Source organism: Aeromicrobium sp. REDSEA-S38_B2, from assembly GCF_001628525.1.
Classification (GTDB): domain Bacteria; phylum Actinomycetota; class Actinomycetes; order Propionibacteriales; family Nocardioidaceae; genus Aeromicrobium; species Aeromicrobium erythreum.
On sequence record NZ_LUNH01000038.1, the window covers coordinates 43561 to 58304 of the forward strand.

At 70.3% G+C, this 14744-nt stretch carries 16 protein-coding genes and 1 pseudogene; 12 read left to right on the forward strand and 5 right to left on the reverse strand.

The annotated features are described in order from the left end of the window. Positions 1-12: 12 nt before the first annotated feature. The 6 genes from A6Q81_RS17365 to A6Q81_RS09405 all read left to right on the forward strand — a co-directional run bounded on the left by A6Q81_RS17365 (position 13) and on the right by A6Q81_RS09405 (position 4255). On the forward strand, positions 13-186 hold the full coding sequence (locus A6Q81_RS17365; protein ID WP_502692811.1) for a DUF8730 family Cys-rich protein: 174 nt from the start codon (positions 13-15) through the stop codon (positions 184-186). Positions 187-229: 43 nt separating this feature from the next. Then, a complete protein-coding gene (locus tag A6Q81_RS09385) occupies positions 230-772 on the forward strand; it encodes a DinB family protein (RefSeq protein WP_286690295.1) in 543 nt (180 codons plus the stop codon). 261 nt (positions 773-1033) lie between these two features. Next, positions 1034-1279 carry a hypothetical protein gene (locus tag A6Q81_RS09390; protein ID WP_286690296.1) on the forward strand — a complete coding sequence of 82 codons (246 nt, stop codon included), beginning with the start codon at positions 1034-1036 and terminating at the stop codon, positions 1277-1279. Further along, the gene (locus tag A6Q81_RS09395; RefSeq protein ID WP_286690297.1) at positions 1276-1404 is read left to right on the forward strand and encodes a hypothetical protein; all 129 of its coding nucleotides are present in this window, start codon (positions 1276-1278) and stop codon (positions 1402-1404) included. Before A6Q81_RS09390 ends, A6Q81_RS09395 begins: the two co-directional genes overlap by 4 nt. Then, positions 1401-3011: a hypothetical protein gene (locus A6Q81_RS09400; protein ID WP_286690298.1), complete on the forward strand. Its 1611-nt coding sequence runs from the start codon at positions 1401-1403 to the stop codon at positions 3009-3011. The genes A6Q81_RS09395 and A6Q81_RS09400 overlap by 4 nt, the downstream gene beginning before the upstream one ends. Positions 3012-3367: 356 nt before the next feature. After that, positions 3368-4255 (forward strand): phenylalanine 4-monooxygenase, encoded by an 888-nt coding sequence (locus A6Q81_RS09405; protein WP_286690299.1) that lies wholly within the window; start codon positions 3368-3370, stop codon positions 4253-4255. On the opposite strand, the gene A6Q81_RS09410 is transcribed toward A6Q81_RS09405, so the two are convergent. The 5 genes and pseudogenes from A6Q81_RS09410 to A6Q81_RS17225 form a co-directional block, all read right to left on the reverse strand. After that, positions 4236-4979, reverse strand: a complete 744-nt coding sequence (locus A6Q81_RS09410; RefSeq protein ID WP_286690300.1) for an aspartate/glutamate racemase family protein — start codon at positions 4977-4979, stop codon at positions 4236-4238. The genes A6Q81_RS09405 and A6Q81_RS09410 overlap by 20 nt on opposite strands. Positions 4980-4981: 2 nt before the next feature. Further along, positions 4982-6526 carry an NCS1 family nucleobase:cation symporter-1 gene (locus A6Q81_RS09415; protein WP_286690301.1) on the reverse strand — a complete coding sequence of 515 codons (1545 nt, stop codon included), beginning with the start codon at positions 6524-6526 and terminating at the stop codon, positions 4982-4984. A gap of 113 nt (positions 6527-6639) precedes the next feature. Continuing rightward, entirely contained in the window at positions 6640-7365 is a 726-nt protein-coding gene (locus A6Q81_RS09420; protein WP_286690302.1) for a GntR family transcriptional regulator, read from the reverse strand. Between the two features lie 203 nt (positions 7366-7568). Then, the gene (locus A6Q81_RS09425; RefSeq protein ID WP_286690303.1) at positions 7569-7841 is read right to left on the reverse strand and encodes a dienelactone hydrolase family protein; all 273 of its coding nucleotides are present in this window, start codon (positions 7839-7841) and stop codon (positions 7569-7571) included. A 91-nt stretch (positions 7842-7932) separates the two neighbouring features. After that, positions 7933-8160, reverse strand: a pseudogene (locus A6Q81_RS17225) (dienelactone hydrolase family protein); the annotation flags it as partial. A 168-nt stretch (positions 8161-8328) separates the two neighbouring features. On the opposite strand from A6Q81_RS17225, the gene A6Q81_RS09435 reads away from it, so the two are divergent. From A6Q81_RS09435 to A6Q81_RS09460, 6 genes are all read left to right on the forward strand, one after another. After that, positions 8329-8817: a flavin reductase family protein gene (locus A6Q81_RS09435; RefSeq protein ID WP_083516181.1), complete on the forward strand. Its 489-nt coding sequence runs from the start codon at positions 8329-8331 to the stop codon at positions 8815-8817. A 115-nt stretch (positions 8818-8932) separates the two neighbouring features. After that, complete coding sequence (gene sfnG, locus A6Q81_RS09440; protein WP_286690304.1) at positions 8933-10069, forward strand: dimethylsulfone monooxygenase SfnG; 1137 nt, start codon at positions 8933-8935, stop codon at positions 10067-10069. 112 nt (positions 10070-10181) lie between these two features. Beyond that, positions 10182-11435 (forward strand): acyl-CoA dehydrogenase family protein, encoded by a 1254-nt coding sequence (locus A6Q81_RS09445; RefSeq protein WP_286690305.1) that lies wholly within the window; start codon positions 10182-10184, stop codon positions 11433-11435. Between the two features lie 208 nt (positions 11436-11643). Beyond that, positions 11644-12111, forward strand: a complete 468-nt coding sequence (locus A6Q81_RS09450) for an OsmC family protein (protein WP_286690306.1) — start codon at positions 11644-11646, stop codon at positions 12109-12111. Further along, positions 12108-13292: an SfnB family sulfur acquisition oxidoreductase gene (locus A6Q81_RS09455; protein WP_286690307.1), complete on the forward strand. Its 1185-nt coding sequence runs from the start codon at positions 12108-12110 to the stop codon at positions 13290-13292. Before A6Q81_RS09450 ends, A6Q81_RS09455 begins: the two co-directional genes overlap by 4 nt. A gap of 157 nt (positions 13293-13449) precedes the next feature. After that, positions 13450-14577: an LLM class flavin-dependent oxidoreductase gene (locus tag A6Q81_RS09460; protein WP_286690308.1), complete on the forward strand. Its 1128-nt coding sequence runs from the start codon at positions 13450-13452 to the stop codon at positions 14575-14577. Positions 14578-14744 lie beyond the last annotated feature (167 nt).

Below are 14744 nucleotides of genomic sequence, written 5' to 3' on the forward strand. Positions count from 1 at the left end.
GGAGAACCCCCGATGTGTCGTCCTGTCACCTGCTCCACTTGCTCGAAGACCACCTGGGCGGGCTGCGGCCAGCACGTGGCGCAGGTGCGCGCCATGGTCCCCGCCGACCAGTGGTGCGCCGGCCACGAGGTCCCGTCGGAGACCGACCGACCCGCCGGGTTGCTACGACGCCTTCTCCGACGGTGAGGTCGGGCTTGCCCCTTCACGTGACGTCGTGCTGGGGTGGGGCATGACGACGGACGAGCACGGCCGCACCGAGCCGCCGTTGGCCGGCAGCGAGGTCGACACGCTGCGCGGGTTCCTCGACTTCCACCGGCGCACGTTCGCGCTGAAGACGAACGGCCTCGACCACGCCCAGCTGCACACCCCGCTCCCCCCGTCGACGATGACGCTCGGCGGCATGACCAAGCACCTGGCCTACGTCGAGGACTGGTGGTTCGGCGTGGTCCTCTCCGGCGCGGAACCCACCGCCCCGTGGGACGACGCGCCCTGGGCCGACGACCCCGACTGGGACTGGCACTCGGCCGTCGACGACGAGCCCGCCGACCTCCGCGACCTGTGGGAGTCGGCGGTCGCCCGCTCCGACGCCCTCCTCGACGCCGCGCCGGACGGCCTCGACACCCTCGCCGCCCGCCCCGCCCGCCCCGACCGCCGCACCGGCGAGCCGGTCTCGCTGCGCTGGATCGTCGTCCACATGGTCGAGGAGTACTGCCGCCACAACGGCCACGCCGACCTCCTGCGCCAGGCGCTCGACGGGAGTGTCGGGGAGTAGCGGACAGGGTCGTCTCTTCAGCGACGCGCCGACCCGTGCACCCTCGACGGGAGAACGAAGTTGCTCTTTCACGACCGCCCCGACGCCCACACGTTCGGCACGAATCTCGCCCTGGCCGCCACTGTTGTAGGGGACGTCCTCGACCACCTCGAACGGATAGGGAAGGGCTAAATCCTAGCGAGCGCAGAGTTCCTGCGGGCCGTATGGGCTGCGCTTCGCAAGCCGCGGGACAACACCAGTCCCGCTGGTATCGTGCGCGCCATGCACGGCTCCACGAACCGCGGAGGACCGAACACGAGGGCCGCAGCCGCCGACGCCCTCGCCAGCAGCTACCAGGCGTGGGCGGACACCGCCGCCGGCAAGCGCGTTCAGCTCAGCACACGCCGCGAGGCACGTCGGCGCAACAGAGGCACCACGATGGTGGTCTACGGCGAGGTCGCCATTTCAGCAGACCTCCGGAACGACGGGACCCGCTCCACCGCCGTCGACATCAGCCGCGTCCCATGAACCGCACACTGGACGCCACCCTCACGGGCGAAGACGCAGCTTACGCCGCCCTGGAGGACGCCTTCGGCGAGGCGTTCGGCGGCGCCACCAGTTTCGGTATCGGCGAAGCAAGGACGTTCAGATGACTGAAGAACGCCTCAACTCTCTTCTCGACGAACTCCGAAACGCCAACCGCTGGGCCCGTTTCGGTCTCGACGCCGAGGAGGACGGTTCGCCCTTCATCCACATCTCCGAGGCCCACCGACGCGATAGTCACATGACTCTGAATCTCAGCGCTATCTCTCCAACAAGGGAATCTGAGAGTCCTGTCGCTATCGAGGCACGTTTCATTGAAGCGGTAATCATGTCGGAACTTCACACTGAGGCCAAGATCGAATTTAAGGCATCGCGCGCTGCGAGAACCGCGTTATGGGGGCTTGTGGTCGATTCCACCGTTCGAGGATCGCTCCTCATCAAGGACACAGACGGGCTCACTGTTGCATGTTTTAGCGAATCCGCGAAGATCGGGCTGCGGAACAGCAGAATCCGAGCCCAGCGCGAATCCCCAGTTTTTGATGTTGACATTCACGGTTCGGGCATCGAGCAAGGTTGCCGCCTCAGTGGGAAGTTCGCCTCTGTTCGACTCAGCGGCCAGAGCCTTGAACTAGACGGAGCGCACGTGGGAACACTGTCCGTCGCAGCTGGTGCGTCGCATCTCGCGGTCGGCGACGTCACCAGCATCGAAACTCTCGTTGGTCACGCACGCGAGACGAACATGAGCAGCACCCTTGTCGTGAGACCGCTGGAAGCCAAAGCTCAAACACTCAAGTCTGTTCGCATTCAGACATGCAACAGTCTTTCGATAGAGGGAACAGCGCATCTTGTCGTCGGCACAGCATCGCTCGTACGGGTTCAGGGGCAGGGGATAGCACTCTCCGTGAGCAGCCGCGGCGAGAATCTTCACTTTGAAGATGAAGCACGGCTCGAGCTCACAGACGAGAAAGCGGTTGTAGCAGGACTGAAAGGCGAGGTGACACTAGGAAATCTGAGCGGAGGCACGCTTCTGGGGGATCCTGACCACGGCTTCCTCGTCACGGGCGTGATGCCCCTCAGAGAGATCGACCAACCCTTACTAGGAGCCCAACTCGAGAATATCCGTTTCGAACGCGGTCCTAGCGGTTTCAATAGTCTGAACCCGACAGCGCATGCACGCCGGGTCGAACCGGATACTAGAAACCTTCCTGGCTGGGAACTCCGGTGGACGCTCAGAACACGCCCCCCTGTCAATCGAGACGATCGGCTGGCTCTGGTGTACGACGCCGATCTCATGCGCCGCTACGCAGAGATCGTGCGCGACAAGGGCGCTTCGGGATCCGCGAGCACGAAAGTGGGCTGGTGCGCTCAGCGACTCCGGCACCAGGTCACCGCCGGCTTCTGGGAGCAGACGGCGCTTTGGGGTTACAGGCTTCTCGGGTACGGCGAACGTCCCGGACCGGCGTTCCTCACGTGGCTCGCCGCGTCGCTGCTTCTCACTGCTGTCCTGGGCATCAATCAAGGTTTCCAGCTCGATCACGAAGGCATCGGCAACTTCTTGAACGCGTGGTCGTCGGACGCGGTGAGCCCCATTGGGTCGTTGCTTCGCACCGGGTCCACGGCCAGTGACAGCGCCTGGGTGTACTTGGTCCGAGCGATTGTTGCTGTACCGCTTATCGTCGGTGTGCTCGCGCTTCGCAAATACACGCGGGCCAGTTGAGCTCTCTCAGTTCCACTGTGCTTGCGGCATGCGCTGGGACAGGCGTCCCACGCCTGAGCCTTTGCCCATGCTCCGTGGGAAGACGTAGAGATCCAGGAGCTGCCCGTCTACATAGGGGGCGGGGTCAATACCCGTCTGCTCAGGCTGGGGGCCGCGCAGTGGTTCCCAAGTCTTGCCAGCTCACGCAACGGGTCGGCATGGGCGGAACACGACACACGCCGTTCGCAGCTCTTCGGTGCGTGGTTGGATGGATGTGACCGGCAACACACCACACCCCGGTCGACGCCGCGCCCCACCCGGCGCGACCCCACCCACGGCGGGCGACCCCACCCGGTCGGCCGCGGACAGGAGGACCCGTGTTCGAGGAAGGCCAGTCCTACGCCCCCGTCACGACGACGGCCGACGGTGCCGTCACCGTCGAGCTGGGCGCCGACCACCCCGGTCTGCACGACCCCGAGTACCGCGCGCGACGCGACCTGCTCGCCACCCTCGCGCACCGGTGGGAGCCGGGCGAGCCCGCACCCGAGGCGCCGTACACCGACGCGGAGCACGAGGTCTGGCGCGTCGTCAGCGAGGACCTGCAGACCAAGCACGAGACGTACGCCTGCCGCGAGTTCCTCGACGGCAAGGCCGCGCTCGACCTCCCCCTCGACCGCGTGCCGCAGCTGGAGGATCTGTCGGACCGGCTCGAGCCGCTCACCGGGTTCCGCTACCGGCCCGCCGCCGGCCTCGTCCCGCTGCGCGAGTTCTACGGCGCGCTCGCCGACCACGGCTTCTGGGCCACCCAGTACGTGCGCCACCACTCCGTGCCCCTCTACACGCCCGAGCCCGACGTGCTCCACGAGGTCGTCGGCCACGGCAACACGCTCGCCGACCGCCGCTTCACCCGCCTCTACGAGGCCGCCGGCAGGGCCGCGCGCCGCGTCGAGACCACCGAGGCGCTCGAGTTCGTCAGCCGCGTCTTCTGGTTCACCCTCGAGTTCGGCGTCGTGCACGAGCCCGACGGACTCAAGGCCTACGGCGCGGGCATCCTGTCGAGCCCCGGCGAGATCGAGGAGTTCCGTGCCATGACCATCGAGCCGCTCGACGTCGTCACCATGGGCACCACCGACTACGACATCACCCACTACCAGGACCGACTCTTCGCCGCCGACTCCTTCGCGCACGTCGAGGACGCCGTCGGCGGGTTCTGGGACACCTGCACCGACGACACCGTCGCCGCGCTCAGGGCGCAGGCAGCCTGAGGTCGACGTCGGCCCACGATCCGCTCACCCGCTTCGCGCGGGGCGCTGCGAACTCGCCCGCCTTGCTCGTGCCGAGGCCCATCGCCACCAGCCCGACCACGGTGGTCGTGGCGGCGGCGACCCCGTCGACGACCGGGACGCCCAGCTCGTCGCCGAGCCACGCCGCGAAGTCCGTCATCCCGGCACAGCCGAGGACCAGCACGTCCGACCCGTCGGCCGTCAGGGCGACGCGGGCGAGCTCGAGCGTGCGCTCGCGGGCGTGCGGGTCGCGCTCGAGGTCGACCACGCCGATCTCGGTGGCGTGCACCCCGCCGCAGTGGTTGGCGAGGCCGTACGACCTGGTGAGCGCCTCGATGCCCGGCACCGTGCGCTGCAGCGTGGTCACGACGCTGAACCGACGCCCGAGGTAGGTCGCGGCGCGCATCCCGGCCTCGGCGATCCCGACCACCGGCCCTCGCGCCAGCTCGCGCGCCGCCTGCACGCCCGGGTCGCCGAAGCAGGCGACGACGTAGCCGTCGACGCCGGCCTCCTCGCCCTCGGCCACCCGGGCCAGCACACCCGGCACGGCCAACGCCTCGTCCACGTGCGACTCGATCGACTCCGGGCCGAAGACCGGGCTGACCGCCTCCACGACGACGTCGGGGCCTGCGACGGCACTGGCGCAGGCCCCGATCGCCGTGGTCATCGACGCGGTGGTGTTCGGGTTGATGACACGGATGTGCATGCTCAGGCGGCCCCCGCACCGATCGGCGTCGACTCCGCCGCGCTCGTGCTCGGCCCGATCCCCTGCCGGCGAGCCAGCACCACGTAGAGCGCTGCGGAAAGGATCGCGCCGACGAAGAACGAGTAGTCGGGAAGCGCGGGCAGCACGCCCGACAGCTTCGGGACCACGACGCTCAGCACGGCGACGACACCGGTCACCACCACCGTCTGCACGGCGGCCGGGTTGTAGCCGCGGACGTAGTGGTACGCGCCGTCCTCCTCCATCGTGAACAGGTCGTCGACCACGATCTTCTGCTGGCGCACCACGTAGTAGTCGGCGATGAGGATGCCGTAGAGCGGGCCGATCAGGGCGCCCAGCATGCCCAGCGTCCAGAAGATCGCCTCGGGGTTGTCGTACCAGTTCCACGGCGTCAGCAGCACCGAGCCGGCCGCGGCGATCATGCCGCCCATCCGCCAGCTGATCCGCTGCGGCGCGACGTTGGAGAAGTCGAACGCCGGGGAGATGAAGTTCGCGACGATGTTGATGCCGACCGTCGCGATCACGAACGTCAGCCCGCCGAGCAGCACCGCGGTCCAGGTGTCGATGCGCTCGACCGTGTGCACCGGGTCGGTGATCAGCTCGCCGAACACGGGCACCGTCGCGGCGGCGGTCAGCACCACCAGCAGCGCGAAGAACGTGAAGTTCACCGGCAGGCCGAGGAAGTTGCCGCGCTTCACGGCCTCGTAACTGCTGCCGTAGCGCGAGAAGTCGCCGAAGTTCAGCGTCGGTCCGGAGAAATAGGACACGACGAGCGCGATCGCCGAGCACATCGCCCCGACGGCGGCCCAGCCGGACACGGCGTGGTCGGCGAGGTTCAGGTCGATGTCGAAGCCGGCCCGCCACAGCATGTAGCCGCACAGCACGACCATGACGACGTAGACGGCCGGGCCGCAGAAGTCGATGAACTTGCGGATCGACTCCATGCCCCGCCAGAACACGGCGGCCTGGGCCACCCACAGGATCGCGAAGGAGATGTAGCCGAGGTAGCTCAGGCCGAGGAACGACGTGTCGTCGGTCGCGATGTTCGCGAGCCCGGGCCACACCTTCAGCAGCACGATCGACAGCGACCCGGCCGCCAGGAACGTCTGCACGCCGTACCAGGCCACCGCGATGAGTCCGCGGATGATCGCGGGGATGTTCGCGCCCAGCACGCCGAACGAGGCGCGGCTGATCACCGGGTAGGGCACGCCGGCGATCTGGCTGGGCTTCGCGACCAGGTTCGCGAGCACCTGCACGATGCAGATGCCGACGATGAGCGCCACGAACACCTGCCACGTCGTCAGGCCGAGCATGAACAGGCTGCCGGCCGTCACGTAGCCGCCGACGCTGTGCACGTCGGACATCCAGAAGGCGAAGATGTTGTACGACGTCCAGGTCTGCTTCTCCAGCGGAGCGAGGTCCTCGTTCGTGAGGCGAGGGTCGTACGCGCGGCGCGGTCGACCGGCTCCGGGTGGGTAGCCGGCGGCTTCCACGATGTCGTTCGGCAGGGCGCCGTGGGGCTGTGGCATGGGGGTGTCTCCTCGTCGGGCTCGGACTGCACCCGACGTTAGGAACGCGGTGTTTCGACCCCTCGACTCCGCGGGTGAACCTTGCGTCACGGGAGTCCTATAGGACGCGGCGCTCAGGCCTCGCGGAAGACGTCGTGGTCGTCGCTCAGCACCTCGATGCCGTCGAGGAGGTGGTCGTAGTGCTCCACCGAGAGCGCGACGAGGGCGGTGGCGTCACGGGACTCGAACGCCTCGAGCATCGCGTCGTGGTCGTGCGCGAACGCCGAGCGCTGCGCGGGCCCGACGTGCGTCATGGGTCGCACCGGCTCGGTCAGGTTCCACGCCGACTCGTACATCCGCAGCAGACGCTGCATGCCCGACGGCGCGATCAGGCTGAGGTGGAACCGGCGCGTCGCCTCGTGGTAGCCGCGGTCGTCGCCGGCGTCGAGCGCGGTGCTCGTCTCCAGCAGCGCTGCCCGGGCCGCCTCGACGTCGTCGGGTCCGGCCCGGTCGACGGCGGCGACCAGCGCGGCCTTCTCGAGCGCGAGCCGCACCTCGTACAGCTCGCGGAACTCCCGGTAGCTGAGCTTCGCGACGCTGTAGCCGACGTGCGGCACGTGCTCGACGAGCCCCTCGCCCAGGAGGATCTTGAGTGCCTCGCGCACGGGGATCTGGCTGACGCCGAAGAACGCCGCGACCGCGTCGATCGGGATCAGCGTGCCGGGCGGCTCGACACCGGCCAGGATCGCGGCGCGCATGTCGTCGAGGACGCGCGGCTGCGCCCCCTCGACCGACGTGTTCTCGAGCCGCGCCGTGAACGCCGAGCGACGACGGGGTCCACCGGTGAACGGGCGTGCCACGTCGAACCTCCTCCGTCGGTGCGCCGGCACCGCCGACGTCGGGGCAGACGCTAGTGCGCGCCGATGTCGCGGACGTTACGTCCGCGACCATCCCTCCCCTCCCCCCGCTGAGCGTGACGTTCGCGGGCTGTTCGGGGCCGGGATGGCCCGCAGACGTCACGCTCAGCGGGGAGGGTGGGCGGAAAGAGTGGGCGGGAAGGGGGTCAGCGGAGGGTGGAGTCGAGCAGCTCGCGCAGCTCGGTCGCGTGCCGCTCGGCGGCCTGCTCGTCGTACATCGACGTGTCGGCCATCGAGTAGCCGTGCGGTGCGCCCGGGTAGACGCCCTGGTCGAGCGCGACGCCATGCTCGGCGGCCGTCTCCGCGATCACCTGCTGGTGCTCCGGCGGCATCGACGCGTCGCCGTCGGCGTGGCGCAGCAGCACCCGCGCGGTCGCCGTCGTCAGGCCGAGGTGCGGGCTGTCGGGCTGGTCGGTCACGAGGCCGCCCCCGTGGAACCCGCCCCGTCAGGGCAGCCATCCGCGGACCGACCGACTCGAAGAACGCCTCCCGCGCACCGGGCTCGCGCAGGTCGGTGGTCGGCGACGTCTCGGCAGCGGTCCCCGAGCGGTGGAAGACGTTCGGCGCGAGCACCACGTAGCCCCACGACGCGAACCGGTCGGCCATCGCGCGGATCTGCGGGCGCAGCCCGATCGCGTCCATCACGAGGAGGACGCCCGGGGCGGGTCCCCCGTCCGGGGGCGTCGCCACCCATGCCTCGATGGGGCCGTCGGGACCGTCGATCGTCAGCTCAGCCATGCCGTCACGCTAGCCCGACCCCGCAGGCGGCGCCGGTCGTCGAGCGGTGGTCCGTCCTACCACGGGCAGACTTCCGCGCGCTGGTCGTCCCACGTCGTGAGCAGGCCCCGCAAAGGACGCCCTGGGGTCCACCGTGGACTCATCACCACCACCGATCGGGAGGACCAGATGGCCGTGTCCGTCGACGACACCACCCTCGAGGCCGCGCTGCGCGGCGCCATGGCGAACTTCGCCACCGGACTGACGGTGGTGACCACGTCCGACGGCGGCCGACCGCACGGCACGACCCTGAGCGGTGTCATGTCGCTCTCGATGGACCCGCCGATGGTCGCCATCTCGCTGGCACGCACCTCGAGCCTGCTCGCCCGTCTGCAGCGCGGCGGCCGGTTCGGCATCAACGTGCTTGCCGCCCACCAGGACCAGGTGGCGCTGCGCTTCTCCACCAAGCTCCACGACCGCTTCGCCGACCTCGGCTGGAGCGACGACGGCGCACCTCGCCTCGACGACGTGCACGCGTGGGTCCTCGCCGACGTCACCAGCACCGTGCCGGCCGGCGACCACGTCCTCGTGCTGGGCACGGTCGTGCGCGCCGAGACGGGCACCCAGCGCCCGCTCGTCTACTGGCAGCGCAGCTTCGGCACCCACCAGGCGTTCTGATGACCACGTCACGCGTCGCCCGCCGATGTCGCGCCTGACGACCACCTGACACCTCCACCCACACCGTCCACCTCCTGACTCCGTCACTCCCACACCAGGAAGGGGCTGCATCGTCATGCCCATCAGCACCGATCCCCTCAAGTTCGCCTACTGGGTCCCCAACGTCTCCGGCGGACTCGTCACCAGCACCATCGAGCAGCGCACCGACTGGAGCTACGACTTCAACGTGAAGGTCGCGCAGCTCGCCGAGCAGGTCGGCTTCGAGTACGCGCTCAGCCAGGTCCGCTACACCGCCTCCTACGGCGCCGACCAGCAGCACGAGTCGACGAGCTTCAGCCTCGGCCTGCTCACCCAGACCGAGAAGCTGAAGGTCATCGCCGCCGTCCACCCCGGCCTCTGGCACCCGGCCGTGCTCGCGAAGTGGATCATCACCGCCGACCACATCTCCGGGGGCCGCGCCGCCGTCAACGTCGTGTCGGGCTGGTTCAAGGACGAGTTCACGGGCCTCGGCGAGCCGTGGCTCGAGCACGACGAGCGCTACCGCCGCAGCGAGGAGTTCATCCGCGTGCTCCGCGGCCTCTGGACCGAGGAGGGCTTCGAGCACCGCGGCGACTTCTACCGCATCCACGACTTCACGCTGAAGCCCGGACCGGTCGACGTGCCCGGGCGCCCGCACCCCGAGATCTTCCAGGGCGGCAACTCCACCGCGGCCCGCCGCAACGGCGGCACCGTCGCCGACTGGTACTTCTCCAACGGCAAGGACCTCGACGGCTTCACCGAGCAGTACCTCGAGGTCAACCAGAACGCGGCGCTCGTGGGCCGCGAGGGCCAGGTGCGCTTCGGCCTCAACGGCTTCGTCGTCGCCCGCGACACCGAGTCCGAGGCGCGCGACGTGCTCGAGGAGATCATCGCCAAGGCCAACCCCGAGGCCGTCGAGGGCTTCCGCCAGGCCGTCCAGCAGGCCGGCAGCAGCACCGGCGACGGCAAGGGCATGTGGGCGGACTCGACCTTCCGCGACCTCGTCCAGTACAACGACGGGTTCCGCACCGGCCTCATCGGCACGCCCGAGCAGGTGGCCACCCGCATCGTCGAGTTCAAGAAGCGCGGCGTCGACCTCTTCCTGCTCGGCTTCCTGCACTACCTCGAGGACATCGCGTACTTCGGCGAGAAGGTGCTGCCGATCGTCCGCGAGCTCGAGACGCAGGCGGTCGAGTCCGGCCAGCTCGGCGAGGACGCCCTGACGACCGCCTGACACCAGATCCCCCCGACAGCGCCCACCCGGGGCGCGCGTCGGGAGTGCCCGCCGGGGTGGCGAGACCCCGGCGGGCGGCATTCCCCACTAGCGCAAGGAACGGAGCAACCCTATGTCCATCACCGACCACCTGACCGTCCGGGACGCCGTCCAGTCGTCCCCCTGGGCCGACGAGCCCCGACCGTCCACCCCCGCCGGCTGGCTCGAGCGCGCCTCCGACGTCGCCGGCATCCTGGCCGCCGACGCCGTCGAGCGCGACCGCGCCCAGGCCGTGCCCACCGCCGAGGTCCAGCTGCTCAAGGACGCCGGCCTCGTCACCCTGCTCGGTCCCGTCGAGCACGGCGGCGCCGGCCAGACCTGGGACCTGGCCTACCAGGTCGTGCGCGAGGTCGCGTCCGGCGACGGCTCGATCGGCCAGCTCCTCGCCTACCACTACCTGTGGGCCTGGGCCGTGCGCCTGGTCGGCACGCCCGAGCAGATCACCGCCGTCGAGGAGCTGTACACGACCGGCAACCTGTTCTTCGGCGGCGCGGTCAACCCCCGCGACAACGACCTCACCATCCGCGACGAGGGCGACGAGATCGTCTTCACCGGTCGCAAGTCGTTCTCCACCGGCTCGAAGGTCAGCGACCTCACCGTCCTCGAGGGCGTGCTGGAGGGCACCGACAAGCACATCTTCGCCATCGTCCCGAGCCAGCAGCCCGGCATCGTGTTCCACGACGACTGGGACAACCTCGGTCAGCGGCTCACCGAGTCCGGCGGCGTCACCATCACCGACGTGCGCGTGCCGTGGTCGGCCGCGGCCGGCTACGTCGACAAGGAGCAGGTGGAGCTCGTCTACGGCACGCTCAACCTGCCGACGATCCAGCTCGTCTTCAGCAACTTCTACCTCGGCATCGCCCGCGGCGGTCTGAAGGCCGGTACCGCCTACACCCGCTCCACCACGCGACCCTGGCCCTACGGCGGCGACGACAAGGCCAGTGCGTCCGAGGAGTGGTACATCCTCGAGGGGTATGGACGGCTGCAGTCGCAGCTGTGGGCGGCCGAGGCGCTCGCCGACGACGTCGGCCGCGAGATCTCGGCGCTGCTCCACGCCCCCCGCGAGGACCTGACGCCCGAGGCGCGCGGCAAGGTCGCCGTGCGGGTGGCGGCCGTCAAGCAGCTCGCCACCGACATCGCCCTCGAGGTCGGCACGAAGATCTACGAGCTGACGGGCGCGCGGGCGTCGAGCAACAAGGTCGGGCTCGACCTGTACTGGCGCAACGCCCGCACCCACACCCTCCACGACCCCGTCGCCTACAAGCGTCGCGAGGTCGGCGAGTACGCGCTGCTCGGCAAGATCCCCGAGCCCAGCTGGTACACGTGAACCGCCCGACGCAGCACGTCGGCGGCCGATGAGCCGAGGGCGGGTGGCCGGTCACGCACCGGCTGCCCGCCCTCTTCACACCTCCTCGGGAACCGGAGCCGGCTAGCACGACTCGCGGCACCCTGCAGACCTGCCCGACCACCGACACGCCCCCCACGGCGGTCCTCCACGGCGCATCGTGGAGGTCCACCCACCGAGAGGACCTCCCATGAGCACCACCACCCTCGTCCCGTTCGTCGTCGACAGCACCGGCACCGGCGTGGCGCAGAAGGTGACCGTCGGCGGAGAGGACGGCCACGTCTTCCACGCCGACACCTACCCGGCGTTCGGCGGCGCCGACGCCGCGCCGAGCCCGCTGGCGTACACGCTCGGCGCCCTGACGTCGTGCAACCAGATCACCGCCACGCTGGTCGCGAAGGACCTCGACATCGCGCTCGGCACGTTCACGTTCCACGCCCAGGGCGACCTCGACCCGTCGGTCTTCGTCGGCGGCGCCGAGGGCAACGCGAACTTCAGCGCGGTCAGCGTCGTGGCGACGGTCGAGACCGACGCCGACGAGGCCACGTTCGACCGCTTCGTGAGCGAGCTGGAGCGTCGCTGCCCCGTCACGCAGCTGTTCCAGCGCAGCGGACTGGACTTCCGCTCCAGCTGGACCCGGAAGCCGCTCGCCGCGTGAGCGCCACCCTGCCGTCCGAGCTCGTCGGGTCGGTCGTCGAGCACCTTCCCGCCATCGCCGCGGGCGCGGCCGAGCGTGACCGCGAGCGCACCCTGCCGCGGGCCGAGCTCGACCTGCTGTCGTCGCTCGGCGTCCTCGCGGTCACGGTGCCGACGTCGCACGGCGGGCCGGGCGGCGGGGCGGCCGAGGCGGCCGAGCTGGTGCGCCTGCTGGCCACGGTCGACCCCAACGTCGCCCAGGTGCCGCAGAGCCACTTCGTGTACCTGCGGCTGGCCGAGCTGGCCGGGTCGACCGGTCTGCGCGACCGGCTGTTCGCGGACGTCCTCGGGGGCGCCCGCGTGGCCAACGCGCAGTCCGAGCGGGGCGGCGCGACCGTCACCGACATCAGCACGAGGGTCCGCTTCGACGACCACGGCTGGGCGGTGGTCGACGGTGAGAAGTTCTACGCCACGGGCAGCGTGCTGGCCGACTGGCTCGCCGTGCTCGCGCGCGACCGCGACAGCGAGGACCGGATCGCGTTCCTGCGCGCCGACACCCCGGGCGTCGGCGTGATCGACGACTGGGACGCCCTCGGCCAGCGCACGACCGCCAGCGGCACGGTGCGTCTCGACGCGGTCCGCGTGCCGCTCGACCACGTCGCACCACGGGCGACCGCGATCAGCGGACCGTACGGCTACGGCGCGTTCGCGCAGCTGCTGCACGCCGCGATCGACGTCGGCATCGCACGCGGTGCGCTCACCGACGCCGCCGCCTTCACACGCACGTCGTCGCGACCGTGGTTCGAGGCCGGGGTCGATCGGCCGGAGGACGACCCGCTGCTCGTGCAGCGCTACGGCGAGCTCGAGGTGGCGGTGCGCGCCGCCGAGGCCGCGCTCGAGGTCGCGGCCCGCGCCGTCGACGCCACCTGGCGCGAGCCGTCGGACGACGCCGCCACCGAGGCGTCGCTGGCCACCGCGGCGGCGAAGGTCCTGGCCGACCGAGCCGCGCTCGACGTCACCTCGGCGGCCTTCGAGCTGGGCGGCACCCGCTCCGCCGCCCGCAGCACGGCGACCGGCGCCCACGACCGGCACTGGCGCAACGCCCGCACCCACACGCTGCACGACCCCGTCCGCTGGAAGCTGCAGCACCTCGGCCGCTGGGCGGTCGCGGGCACCCCACCGCCGCGCAGCGCCCAGGTCTGACCCCCTTTCCCTCCCCCTTCCCGCTGAGTGTGACGTTTGCGGGGCGGATCCCGATGATCTGCCCCGCGAACGTCACGGTCAGCGGGGAGGGGAGGCAGGCGGTGTCCGGCATGTGGGACCGCCTGCCGGGTGGAGGGGGCCGGGTCATTCTCGAAGCATGAGCCTGACCTTCCACTGGTTCCTGCCCACCACCGGCGACAGCCGCTCCCTGGTCGGCGGCGGCCACTCCCTTCCCGCCGACGTCGCCCGCGGCGGAGGACCGGAGAACACCGCCGGCCGCTACCGCGAGCCCGACCTCGACTACCTCGTCGACGTCGCGCGCACGGCGGAGCGGCTCGGCTTCGAGGGCGTGCTCACGCCGACGGGCACGCCCTGCGAGGACGCGTGGGTGGTGACGTCGGCCCTGCTCGCGCACACCCAGCGGCTGAAGTTCATGGTCGCGCTGCGGCCCGGGCTCATCAGCCCGACGTTGCTCGCCCAGATGTCGTCGACCTTCCAGCGCATCTCCGGCGACCGGCTGCTGCTGAACGTCGTCGTCGGTGGCGACCCGTCGGAGCAGCTGCGCTTCGGCGACCAGGTGACGAAGGACGACCGCTACCACCGCGCCGAGGAGTTCCTCGAGGTCTTCCGGGCGGCGTTCACCGAGGCGGGCTCGACCTTCACGGGCGACTACTACGACGTGCAGGACGCGCGCACCCGCAAGCCCGGCACGGTCCCGCCCATCTACCTCGGCGGCTCGTCGGCCGCGGCCGGACCGGTGACCGCCCGCCAGGTCGACACCTACCTGACGTGGGGCGAGGCGCCGGAGGCCGTCGCGGAGAAGATCGCCTGGATCCGCAAGCTCGCCGACGACGAGGGTCGACAGGTCAAGTTCGGCATCCGCCTGCACACGATCAGCCGCGACACGAGCGAGGAGGCGTGGGCGGTCGCCGACCGGATGCTCACCGAGCTCGACCCGGCCGACGTCGCGAAGGCGCAGCAGGCCCTGGCCAGCAGCGAGTCGGAGGGCCAGCGTCGGATGCGCGAGCTGCACGGCGGCGTCGCCCCGACCGACGCGCGCAGCCTCGAGGTGCACCCCGGCCTCTGGGCCGGCGTCGGTCTGGTGCGCAGTGGCGCGGGCACTGCTCTCGTCGGCAGCCACGGCGAGGTCGCCGACCTGATCGGCGAGTACGCCGACCTCGGCATCGAGGAGTTCGTCCTGTCCGGCTACCCCCACGTCGAGGAGGCCTACTGGTTCGCCGAGGGCGTCCGCCCCATCCTCGCCGCCCGAGGCCTCGTCGGCTGACCAGCTCACCGCTGGTCGAGTAGCGGTACGCGCGACGAAGGAGCGCCGTGCCGCGTATCGAGACCACCCGGCAACGGATCAGCGCGAACCAACCCCCAGCGACCGCCTGGAATGGTCTCGATACGTCTCCGCCAGCTCCTCCGTCGCAGCGTCGACTACTCGACCAG